This is a genomic window from Microcystis sp. M31BS1 (genome assembly GCF_020245285.1).
Taxonomy (GTDB): Bacteria; Cyanobacteriota; Cyanobacteriia; order Cyanobacteriales; family Microcystaceae; genus Microcystis; species Microcystis panniformis.
Map to the genome: position 1 here is coordinate 1 of NZ_JADBVE010000047.1, position 11,186 is coordinate 11,186.

The following is an 11,186-nucleotide window of genomic DNA, read 5'->3' on the forward strand; positions in this document are numbered from 1 at the left end:
CAAAGAAACTTTCAGGAAAAGTCTGAAAGAGACGATAGAAAATACTGTCCGTTTTCACTCAATTTTGTCTCTCAATGACTTGTGGTACTTGTTCAATATCTAAGTCTAAAGCTTGGGCAATTTGTTCTAGACTTAATCCTAAGACCGATAAACGGGGAATAGAGTTTAATTTAGCGGTTAATGATCCTTCCTCTCTGTCTTCCTCTAAAATATCTTGATAGATGACGGATTCTCTCATAATCTCACTCCGAAGGATTTTTTTAATCGTCTCTCGATTTAATACTAACCCGGCGAGAATGCTGGTAGCGGCAGCGAGATTGCTTTGCACCTGTTTTTGGGAAATAGTTTCTAGAGAACGGGACACCAGACTTAACACCTGTTCGGGGTCATCAGTATTGCTGAGGACGGCAAAGGGTAATAACTCTTTGTTTGCTTAATTTTTTAAGGGAAGGGTTTTAAAATTGCTGTTACCTTTATCCTGTATGCTTTTTAGCGAATAAGGTAAGCGGAACGGTGCCGAGAGTGCGATCGCCAATTGGCTTGTTCAAACCCTAGGTATTTCTAAAAAATTGAGACGCACCGGGTTGAATCTCCCTATTGAGGATTTTTTGGGACAGCAACAATCAAAATACTTCTGATTTGCGAGCGACGTAACCTCACCGGAAAGATATCCGCATAATCTAGACCAGATCCTCTGATGCCATAATCAATTTCCACTTGATTCAATAAATCTCGATTAAGAGGCCATTCTCTCATGTCTCCACCTAGTGCGGGACCATTAACCGGATTGTTAACGCTTGCAGCCGTATCTAGAAGCATTTGATCGTAGGTAAAAGCTAAGACTCTATCCAATAATTCCTCGTTGGTATAAGTGAAAGCATGATCATCTTTCATGGGATTGATCATTTGAAAAACGTCAAATCCTTCATCTAAAACCATCGCTTCTTCCGCACTGAATCCATCGCTCATAATTAAGGTAATCCCTTCTAGGGTATTGCCAATTCTTCCCGATAATCCCGAGGAAGCAAAACAGATAATTTTTTGACCGGACATTCCCAAAATTCCGAAAGGATAGATGCTCTTGGGAAAGTAAATTTCTACCGTATCTCCTCCGGGGTAAGGAAAATATTCTCCTGCCCGACGCGGAGAAAAATTAACTTGTTTAAAGTTATTTCGCGTCAATTCGTCAGCGACAGCAGGATCACCCAGATTGATCTGCAGAAAACCGCCGAGAGGATTTAACTGAGTTTCTACGATAATCGGTCCGTTTAAAGCGGCACGCCGGGCATTCAAATCGCCGTAGAGTTGATATTCCCCCAAGTTAATTTTATCAATACCCTGCCTCCTAAAATTCCCCGCACAGGGAATTTGATAAGGCAGGCAAAAAATATGGCGTACATCTTGGAATCGATCGATAGCAGTAAATAGGGGAACCACATCACCTTGTTGAATAATAGTTTTTCCCGCTAGGGCAAACTCTAAAAATGGGGCGATATTATGTAAATCAGGATTGTATCCAGGTAGCGGTCTTAAAAAAGCATCATATTTGCGGGCCACCTTCGGATCGTTAATCTGTATTATATTTGCGCCTCCAGCCATAAATTTTAAATCCAAAAATTCATAACGATGGCCGAGGTGTGTAGCCATAGCATCACACCATTTGACCAAACACCGATAGATGCGCTGATTGATCGGTTCTTGATAGCCTCCGGGGAGAAACATCCCACATAATTGATTTTGCAAGGAGTTTATGTAGTAATTAGGGCCAAGATAGGCAAGATGCCACGGATTCATCGTTAGATCCCCGCAACCTTGGGCGCCAATAATTAGCCAATCCTCTCCTCGCTGAGCGCAGAATTCTTTGAGATGATGATAAAGTGTCCAAGTACCCGCTCTCTGCTCGTAAGCATTGGTCGTAGAGTCTAGGCTAGGAATAGCAGTTCGAGTAAGTCGAGGAAACATTATATCCTGCACTGCATGAGGATCCTGCATTCTGGGGGAGGTTATACCATCTCGTTGAATGCCGGGGCCTTTTTGATAGTCTGGAGTCACGGACACAAAGAGCTGCTCTTTTTCCGTGTCTAGAGTCAAAGAACCAGTATTAAAAACTTGATGTTTCACCATAATACCCCCTGCTTGTCTAGGTGTGGCAGTTGCGGCTAGACAAGCTAATTAGCCCTAGGCTATCTGTTTTTTTTAATCTCAACCTCGCTGACCTAAAGGGGAGTGGGTCCTTATATTTTTTTCCTGAATCTATCAGATGAACGTAGGTTGGGTTGAAGCATGAAACCCAACGCCCGCTGAATCTATCAGAAAGCCTAGCATTTATCGTATTACCATACTTAAATTATAGTTCCCTGGAGGAAGTCAACCCTCGTCTCAATCCTTAAGAAATCCTCAAGAAATCCTTTCCCCACTCTCGTTTCTGAATTGCCAAGAATTGCGTTAGAATTAAAGAAATATTACAAGTGGTTGACAAAAATGAGCAAGCCTGATACACAAGCCATTGCCCTCCAGTTAGAAAGCAGCAACTCTAAAGATCGTCTGTTGGCCTTGGCATCCCTGCGAGAAGTGACGCCGGAGGAAGCTGTACCCTTGATCAAAAAAGTCCTTTATGATGAAATGCTACCGGTGCGATCGATGGCTGTCTTTGCTTTGGGAGTCAAACAAACCGAGGAATGCTTTCCTATCCTAGTGGATTTGTTAGCCAATGATGCCGATTATGGCATTCGCGCCGATGCTGCGGGGGCTTTAGGTTATTTAGAAGATATTCGCGCTTTTGAACCCCTACAACGGGCTTTTTACGAAGACACGCAATGGTTAGTCCGCTTTAGTGCCGCCGTCGCTTTGGGCAATTTGGGCGATATTCGGGCTAAACAGGTGTTATTATCGGCTCTCGATAGTAACGAAGCGGTTATTCAACAGGCCGCTATTGCTGCCCTTGGGGAAATCAAAGCAGTGGAAACCGTCGAGAAGCTTTTAACTTTTGTTAACTCTGATGACTGGTTAATCCGGCAGCGATTAGCGGAAGCTTTAGGCCATCTTCCGGCGGAAAAAACGATCGCAGCCTTAAAATTTTTGGTTAAAGACGAACATCCGCAAGTGCGCGAAGCGGCCCGTTTATCCTTGCAAAAATTGGCCAAGGTCTAGGTATAGGATAGAATAAATAATCTATTCTTCCAGAGCGATCAATCTTTGCCTACAGCCATTCATGGACATTCAAGAATTTATTAATCTCTGTGCGGGTAAATGGTTTTCTCAGCGCACCAGTTATCAATTAGCTGCCCAAAAAGTTGCCAATAATAAAGCAGAAATCACCATCGATTTGCTGGCTGCCGATGCTGCCGATGTGGTGCAATTATGTTTAGAAAATAACTGTCAGTCCCCGGCCAGTCTAGGGGGATGGAAAGCGACTTGGGATAATTCCGTGGACTATGGACAACCGAAAAAAATCGGTTCTAGCTATTTAGTTTGGCTACCCTCAGAGAATCCTTGGCAAGGAAAATTAATCACATCGAACGGTAAATCGGCAGCGCTGGGAGAATATCATCTCAGAAGCGATCAAGCTTTAACTTTAACCATCGAGGATAATCACCATCGTATCGAGGAAAGAATCTGGTTTGCTAGTCCTAATCTGAGATTGCGTACCAGTATTATCCAGGCGGCCAATGGCGATCGCCAGACGGTTTTCTATTCGGAAATTCGCAAAATGGTTGCTCCTAAGTAGTTGTCATCTCCAATGTCTGAGGTGGGGAAGACAGGATTAATCTTCCACCACTCCAGTCAAATCCTCCTAACGTCGGCCGCGTCTGCTGCTGCCAAAACCACTGCGACTAGGGGTACGACGGGAACCGGAGGAACCGAAACTAGGAGAACGTTTGACATTATCAGATTTACCCGAATTCTTCAGGGTACTGGAACCATAACCGGAACCACTGGGTTTTGTGGTGGTGGTGGTGCTGCGATTGGGACTAGAGGAAGTATTACTGGGATAACGACGTAAATTGCCAGTAGAACGGAGAGTTTGCCGGTTTTTGACTGCCGGAGGTGGACTATTATGTTTAGTCCGGTATTGATCTACTGCCTGATTATAGGTGGAACCGTAACCACCAAAACCGGTCATCACACCCCCCGGAGTATAGAGGGGAGGAACGTAATATTGAGGACGAAAGAGCAAACTACCCAAAGCTTGACCAGCAACAGCACCGAAAAAAGGACTCCAAAAACTCGATTCTTGCCGAATCACCACGGTTTCCTGTTGTCCGGTTTGGGGATTGTTCCGCACTTCCGTGACATTATGGACATACTCAATTTTAAAATCTTCGGTCATGTACAGGGTAGCCTGATCACCGTTGATTTCTACCGCGGTTTTTTCCCCTTTAGCGATAGCTTCATCGCTTAATCTAGCCATTTGCAGGTTAGTGCTGCGAAAGAGGGGAGAAGTCCCCGCAGGGGTGTTTAACAGCATTAAGGTATAAGTGCCATCTCCGTCATCGTAGGTAGCTTGTTGCACCTCGTAGCGACCGCTACTAACCTGATTGGATTCTCGTCTTACACTACTGTTATTAGCTGACCGTGACTGAGTTTGATTTGACGAGGAACCACAGGCCACCGTTGTGCAACAAAGGGTAAGAATTAAAAAGATTGTCGTTACTTGGCGCAGCATAAGGGCAAAATTAAGACTATAAAGGCAGCAATTCGGGGAAATTGAGTAATAGTTGCTCATTGGTCAATTCATCTCCCAATTGAGCAGGAGAAAAATGTACCTGAATCGCACGCAGCCGACCTTGGTAGTGAAGGTTAATTATTGATTTTAAACCATCTTCCAGGGCCTCTCGATCGGCTAGGCTAGTTTCTAAAGCACCACTCTCACCCTCGAAGGCTATTGTGATCATAACAACTAAGTTATCGGTGACGGGTAAAGTTAAGGGTTCGTTTTCCCCCACTTCCCCAGACACCGATTCACTTAGGTATCTGGCCGCGGAATCGGTAAACAGTTCGTTAACGTAGTCTCCCGCTTCCCCCTCACTCCAAAAAATATCGCCCTCATTAGCCACAGAAAACCAATAGAGGTTCATCTGCAGCAGATTTTGACAAATTTCTACTAAACCCTCTCCCATGACCTCTAAATCGCCTTCGGAATCGATCGCCTCCCGGCCGGCACGATTAAGAATACCGATCAGAGGTGCGACTTCTTGTCCGTAGAGATGCAAAAATAAGCGACAGACCACATAGCGAGTTTTTCCCGCAAATTTCTTGAAGCGATCGCCTAAAGAACTCATAATAGACCTCTGGTAAAAATCAAAAATTGTCGTTAAGGTTAGGAGTCAGTAGTCTTGAAGCCATCAGCTAGATCAAGGTGATAATGGCTAATTAATCGGATAAATAAAAGCTGATAAGTAGGGAGGCACAATTATTTGTAGGATAGGTTAGCGGTAGCGTAACATGATCGGGCGTTGGGTTTCATGCTTCAACCCAACCTACGTTCATCTTACCTACTTAGCTAAAAAGACTGATAACTGATAGGACTTAATCAGGCAAGGGGTTTAATCTATCCGATAATCAAGTAAACAGCCAAAAAAGCCCTCAGCTTTTATTTATTTTGCCATTTTCTAGGCTCCTATGCCCTGATGCCCTGCTAACAGTCTATAATGACTTAAAATCCTATTGGTGTGAGCAAATGGCTGTCCAACTACAACAAGCTTTAGTGGTTGCTTCCTATATCTTGAAACAGCGTCTAGCAGGAAAAAAGCGTTTTCCCTTAGTTTTAATGCTAGAACCCCTATTTCGCTGTAATTTAGCCTGTACTGGCTGCGGTAAGATTCAACATCCCCCAGAAATTCTCCGTAATCATCTCACCCCGGCAGAATGTTTCGCAGCGGTGGAAGAATGTGGGGTTCCCGTGGTTTCCATTCCCGGGGGCGAGCCGCTTTTACACCCACAAATCGATGAAATTGTCAAGGGGTTAGTGGACAGAAAAAAATTCGTCTATCTGTGTACCAATGCTCTGTTATTGGAAAAAAGCCTGGATAAATTTACTCCTTCACCCTATCTTACCTTTAGTGTCCATCTGGACGGTTTAAAAGCACATCACGATCGCTGTGTGGATCGAGAGGGAGTATTCGATAAGGCAGTACAAGGGATTAAAGCGGCGAAAGCGAGAGGTTTTCGGGTTGCTACTAATACCACGGTTTTTGAAGGCACAGAACCGCAAGAAATGCAGGAATTTTTCGATTTTCTCGCTACTTTGGGCATCGATGGTATGATGATTTCCCCCGGTTATAGTTATGAGTGGGCCCCGGATCAAGATAGTTTCTTAAAACGGGAGCAAACCAGAGCTTTATTCCGAGAAATTCTCTCACCCTGGAAATCAGGTCAGAAAAAGTGGAATTTTAACCATAATCCTCTCTTTCTCGATTTTCTCATCGGTGAACAGGACTATGAATGCACTCCTTGGGGTAGTCCTAGTTATAGTCTTTTAGGATGGCAAAAACCCTGTTATCTGCTCAACGAAGGACATTACAAAAGCTTTCGGGAACTTTTAGAAGAAACCAATTGGGATAACTACGGTCGGGCCAGTGGCAATTCTCAATGTGCCGATTGTATGGTACATTGCGGCTATGAACCGACCGCGGCCATGGCAGCTTTTAAACCGGCTAATATGGGACGTGCCATGCAGAGTTTAATCGGAGTCTAATCTAAACTGATTCTAACCAGACGGCGGGGACTTGACTAGGGCGATCGGGTAATTGCATCCATCCCATTTCGCACAGACGAATTACCGAAGTTAATTTTTCTACCAAAGCGGGATCGAAACGAATCCCGCTATAATTTTGACAACGTTCTAGGGACTCTCCTAAATCTAGAGCTAGTCGATCGCCTCGCGGTTGAGTTAATTCCTGAAAATAGGCTGATAATCCCAAAATTCGCGACTCTAGGCTGATTTCTTCCCCTTTTAGTCCGTTGGGAACGCCGCTACCATCCCAGTATTCAAACTCATGGTAAATAATCTGTTGAATTGGAGCTAATTCGGGCATAGTGGCGAGTAATTGTGCGCCTAATACCGATCTATCCCGCCAAAATAACGCATTTGCTCCCTCTAACTGACTGGCACGCTGTCTAAAAACTTCGATCGGAGCCTCCGCTAGACCGATGCGGTATAATAAACCAGCTAATCGTAAGCGTCGTAATCTCAGGGTGGGTAAATCGAGCAATTGTCCCAACATTTCCGCTAAAGCAGCCACCTGTAGGGAAGCGAGGGGATTATCAATATCTCTTTCATCGACTTTTTGAGCCATTCTTAGAAAAGCTTGCAGTTTATTAGCGGCTAAATTTTTATTTAAACGGGATGCTTGTCCTTCTAAGTCGCTTAATTCTCGCGCTTGTCTGCTGACGGTGACTAACTGCTGTTGACTGGTTTGCAGATAGGTGACAATGCGAGAGACTACTCCGGTTAAATCCGTGGGAATGGGATTAATATTTTGACTAATTTCCTGCTGTTGTCTGCTTAAATCGGCCGCTAGACTGGGATTATAGGGATGCAGACGCTCAATTAAGATACTAGCGGCTTTTTCAACTAAATCGCGATCGAATGTCCATAAACCGTAGAATTTTCGCTCCGTGTCTATTTGGGGTTGACTATCGGACCGGTATTCTTCTGGGGATAACTCATGACAGAGTACCATGGAGGCGTAATCGGGGGAAAGAATGATTAAATTCCACTCATTAACCAAACTATCGCTATTATCTAAGTTTACTAGGGAAACATTCTCTAAACTGCCAGTTTTATGCTCAGAAAAACCACTATCGGCCACGGCGGCGATCGCAATATGACGAGAAGAGCGAGCAATATCTAAATAGCGCTCAGCTTCCTGTAAATACCATTTTCCCTGTTGAAAGGTGACTAAAACCAGTGGTTTATTTGTACTGTCTGGGCTGCTAGTTTGCAAGATATGATCTTCAAGAGCATGACAGAGAGCCACAAGGGTATTCTTAAAATAGACCCCGTAACTGCTGGGTAATCGTCCCGATGAAGCTCTTTTTAACTGTTGTAAGCTGGATTCTACGGTCATAAGTGGCAAGATTAGGGGTTGAGTGTGGGGAAAGGGGAGAGGAGAGAATAAATAAAAGCCATCTCCTGTCTCCTGTCTCCTGACGACCGGCTCCTGACTACTTCAAAGGGAATTACTCTACCACCCAGGAAGTGATGGCGGGAGTCCAATCAGCCAATTCTGCATCGCTAAACCAGAGACTAACTTCATCTGTGGCGGTACATGGACCATCGGACCCATGGATAAGATTGCGTCCAAAACTAATGCCAAAATCACCGCGAATCGTACCCGGTTCAGCATTGAGGGGATTAGTGGCACCAATAATTTTTCTAGCGGAGGCAATTACTCCGTCTCCTTGCCAAACCATAGCCACCACGGGGGAGGAGGTAATAAAATCGACCAAAGAAGGGAAAAAGGGTCGTTCTTTATGAACAGCGTAGTGTTTTTCCGCTAATTCCCTAGAAACCTGCATCATTTTCAACCCAACCAGCGTAAAACCTTTAGTTTCAAAGCGTTGAATAATTTCCCCCACCAGATTGCGCTGCACACCGTCGGGTTTAATCATTAAGAAAGTGCGTTCCATACTGCCTCTTAAAATTTAGCCATAAATTGTCACAAAACCCATATTAACCCGGAATGGCATCCTAGAGAATGGCAGCATTTTCGCTTCAATTGCTGAGTTAGCTTGCTGTCCGATTTAGCTAGGGTTTGCGGCAAAAAGTTTTTCGTGGGGGCAGGGTGTGGGGTGTGGGGTTTTACCGATTTTGGGGTAGTCAGTTACCTAATTTTCAGGGAAAAAGTCCAGGAATTTTACCCCCGATCCCTCCAATGGTCGGCACTTTTTGAGGAAAAAAAGTCTAAAAGCCTTATCCAACAAGGTTTTTAGATTTATTCAGCAAGCCCTAGATAAACTTTGGACAACCTTCTGGAATAACGGCATTAGTAGACCTCTTGCAAAAGTCTTAAGTCGATCCTTGTACAGCAACATTTTTGAAGATTATCAACTACTAATAAATAATTAACTGAAAGTCCCTCCCATTATTGTTTCTATCGTTTGTTTTCGGATTTATGCAAGAGGTCTAGTAACCCGCTTTCGGTAATCGAGCAGATTTCCTATTTACTCTTCATCAAGCGCCTAGATGACCTAGAACTAGCTAAGGAGCGTAAAGCCCAACGATTAGGCGAAAAACTCGAAAATACCACCTTTACCGCCAGCCAACAGCATATCCGTTGGTCGCACTTCAAAAATATCGATGATGCGGAGACAATGCTCCAGATTGTCCGGGATGAAGCGTTTCCCTTTATCAAAGATCTGGGGCAATTCTGCAAGGGTAGCACCTACGCTAAACACATGAAGAATGCGGTGTTTCTCATCGCGTCTCCGGCGCTGCTGGCGACGGTAATCGAGCAAATTGAAAAAATCCCGATGGGGGATCGGGACACCAAGGGCGACCTTTACCTAAAATGTCGGATGAATGCCCCCGCTACATTTTTCGAGAAGATACTCAGCTTTGCGGGGGATGAAATCAGACCAGAATATCAACCGCGGAGCATCGGTTTAATTCCACCATCTGTGGGTAAACTGTGTTATACCTAACTTAGCCAAGGGTCGAGGATTGTTAGATGCTAGTCGTAGAAGCAAAGCTAAAAAACGGAACACCAGAGCAATATCACCGGCTCGATAAAGCTATCATAACTTCTCAGTTTGTGCGTAATTCTTGTGTTCGTTATTGGGGGTCAAATCAAGGGACAACCCGCAATGATCTCCAAAAACTTTGTGCGGTACTAGCTAATAATAAAGAAACACCTTATGTTAATAAATTAAACTCACAAGCTCGTCAATCGGCTGCTGATAGAGCCTGGCAATCAATTAATAGGTTTTATCAGAATTGTCATGCTAAGATACCAGGGGAAAAGTGGTTTCCTCGGTTCAAAAAGCATAACCGTTCCTTTGAGTATAAATTAACAGGCTACCAACTATCTGATGATCGACGTAAAATCAGATTTACTGATGGTTTTCAAGCAGGAGAATTTGATTTATGGTGTAGTCAAAAGACATTATTTTATTATTCAGAGCAACAGATTAAACGGGTAAGAGTTGTTAGACGTGCTGACGGTAAACCAACGGGACAAATAACAGGAATTGACTTAGGGTTAAAGGAATTTTATACCGATGCTCAAGGCAATAATGTAGAGAATCCACGTTATTTAAGAAAGTCAGAAAAACGACTGAAAAAAGCACAACGACGATTATACAAAAAGTTTCCTCAAGGAAACAAACAGTCTAAAAACTATCACAAGCAACGGATAAAAGTAGCTAGGCTTCATCTTAAAGTATTAAGACAACGTAAAGACAAAGCCATTAAAGACGCTTTGGCATTAGTCCAGTCTAATGATCTGGTAGTTTATGAGGCTCTAAAGGTAAGAAACTTAGTCAAAAACCATAAGCTTGCCAAATCGATTTCTGATGCTTCTTGGTATCAATTCACTGAATGATTGAATTATTTTGCCAAGATTTATCGGATTGTTTGTGTTGCTGTTCCTACCCATTTTACTAGCCAATATTGTTCAGCTTGTGGGACGAGAGTGCAAAAAACATTAAGCACTAGAACTCATCAATGCCCTAACTGTAAAACAGTCTTAGATAGGGATCATAATGCAGCAATCAACATTCTTAAAAAAGGGTTGAAATATTTTGTAAATCATCTCAAAGGTACTGTTGGGCAAACAGCAACCACCCCTAGGGCTGATTCATTCTCCGAATCTAATTCTTTTTTTGCTACCTTTAATCGCTTATGAGGTAAGCAAAAGACCTCGGACTAATATTATCTCAAGACCAAAAGTTTTTCTAGTTAAGGAATCTACCCGAATAAAAATTATTTTAATTGCCTCATATTTTTTCAGTGAAATTGAATTAGCAACGATAGATATACGCTTCAGCCGTCGAACTACTTATTAATTAGTACACAGGCTAAAAGCAAGCTGTGACTGGGTTAAGTACCTAGGCAAAATTATTTACACATGACGATCATTGCCCCGTAAGGGTTTTAGCTCGATCGGGCAGGTAATTAATTTTGCATGACTACTTAGGGTTTGCTGAAAAAGTAAAAAACAAAAACTCTCAAAAATCAGCCC

Annotated in this window: 8 protein-coding genes and 3 pseudogenes; 5 read left to right on the plus strand and 6 right to left on the minus strand. The window is 43.4% G+C overall.

What is annotated here, in order from left to right; genetic code table 11:
- Positions 1–58: 58 nt before the first annotated feature.
- A pseudogene (locus IM509_RS02570) lies at positions 59–421 on the minus strand (RpnC/YadD family protein); the annotation flags it as partial.
- 173 nt (positions 422–594) lie between these two features.
- The gene (locus IM509_RS02575; RefSeq protein ID WP_185237579.1) at positions 595–2,124 is read right to left on the minus strand and encodes a hypothetical protein; all 1,530 of its coding nucleotides are present in this window, start codon (positions 2,122–2,124) and stop codon (positions 595–597) included.
- A gap of 357 nt (positions 2,125–2,481) precedes the next feature.
- Between IM509_RS02575 and IM509_RS02580 the strand changes: the two genes are divergently transcribed.
- Positions 2,482–3,150: a HEAT repeat domain-containing protein gene (locus tag IM509_RS02580; protein ID WP_052275344.1), complete on the plus strand. Its 669-nt coding sequence runs from the start codon at positions 2,482–2,484 to the stop codon at positions 3,148–3,150.
- Between the two features lie 61 nt (positions 3,151–3,211).
- Complete coding sequence (locus IM509_RS02585; RefSeq protein WP_052275343.1) at positions 3,212–3,727, plus strand: phycobiliprotein lyase; 516 nt, start codon at positions 3,212–3,214, stop codon at positions 3,725–3,727.
- 66 nt (positions 3,728–3,793) lie between these two features.
- Here IM509_RS02585 and IM509_RS02590 read toward each other — a convergent pair whose 3' ends face one another.
- The gene (locus IM509_RS02590) at positions 3,794–4,726 is read right to left on the minus strand and encodes a hypothetical protein (protein WP_185237580.1); all 933 of its coding nucleotides are present in this window, start codon (positions 4,724–4,726) and stop codon (positions 3,794–3,796) included.
- Positions 4,683–5,282, minus strand: a complete 600-nt coding sequence (locus IM509_RS02595) for a DUF1517 domain-containing protein (RefSeq protein WP_052275341.1) — start codon at positions 5,280–5,282, stop codon at positions 4,683–4,685. Before IM509_RS02595 ends, IM509_RS02590 begins: the two co-directional genes overlap by 44 nt.
- Positions 5,283–5,680: 398 nt before the next feature.
- On the opposite strand from IM509_RS02595, the gene hpnH reads away from it, so the two are divergent.
- Positions 5,681–6,697 (plus strand): adenosyl-hopene transferase HpnH, encoded by a 1,017-nt coding sequence (hpnH, locus tag IM509_RS02600; protein ID WP_052275340.1) that lies wholly within the window; start codon positions 5,681–5,683, stop codon positions 6,695–6,697.
- Position 6,698: 1 nt separating this feature from the next.
- Here the strand turns inward: hpnH and IM509_RS02605 are convergent, their stop codons facing one another.
- A complete protein-coding gene (locus tag IM509_RS02605) occupies positions 6,699–8,072 on the minus strand; it encodes a DICT sensory domain-containing protein (protein WP_052275339.1) in 1,374 nt (457 codons plus the stop codon).
- A 112-nt stretch (positions 8,073–8,184) separates the two neighbouring features.
- Complete coding sequence (ndk, locus tag IM509_RS02610) at positions 8,185–8,634, minus strand: nucleoside-diphosphate kinase (RefSeq protein ID WP_052275338.1); 450 nt, start codon at positions 8,632–8,634, stop codon at positions 8,185–8,187.
- 471 nt (positions 8,635–9,105) lie between these two features.
- On the opposite strand from ndk, the pseudogene IM509_RS23965 reads away from it, so the two are divergent.
- Both IM509_RS23965 and IM509_RS02620 read left to right on the plus strand, forming a co-directional pair.
- A pseudogene (locus IM509_RS23965) lies at positions 9,106–9,453 on the plus strand (type I restriction-modification system subunit M N-terminal domain-containing protein); the annotation flags it as partial.
- A 221-nt stretch (positions 9,454–9,674) separates the two neighbouring features.
- A pseudogene (locus IM509_RS02620) lies at positions 9,675–10,850 on the plus strand (RNA-guided endonuclease InsQ/TnpB family protein).
- Positions 10,851–11,186 lie beyond the last annotated feature (336 nt).

Bases quoted from the DNA above. Each gene is read 5' to 3' on its own strand.
- IM509_RS02580 (WP_052275344.1), top strand. From the start codon at position 2,482: ATGAGCAAGCCTGATACACAAGCCATTGCCCTCCAGTTAGAAAGCAGC.
- IM509_RS02605 (WP_052275339.1), bottom strand. From the start codon at position 8,072: ATGACCGTAGAATCCAGCTTACAACAGTTAAAAAGAGCTTCATCGGGA.
- IM509_RS02595 (WP_052275341.1), bottom strand. From the start codon at position 5,282: ATGAGTTCTTTAGGCGATCGCTTCAAGAAATTTGCGGGAAAAACTCGC.
- hpnH (WP_052275340.1), top strand. From the start codon at position 5,681: ATGGCTGTCCAACTACAACAAGCTTTAGTGGTTGCTTCCTATATCTTG.
- ndk (WP_052275338.1), bottom strand. From the start codon at position 8,634: ATGGAACGCACTTTCTTAATGATTAAACCCGACGGTGTGCAGCGCAAT.
- IM509_RS02585 (WP_052275343.1), top strand. From the start codon at position 3,212: ATGGACATTCAAGAATTTATTAATCTCTGTGCGGGTAAATGGTTTTCT.
- IM509_RS02590 (WP_185237580.1), bottom strand. From the start codon at position 4,726: ATGAGCAACTATTACTCAATTTCCCCGAATTGCTGCCTTTATAGTCTT.
- IM509_RS02575 (WP_185237579.1), bottom strand. From the start codon at position 2,124: ATGGTGAAACATCAAGTTTTTAATACTGGTTCTTTGACTCTAGACACG.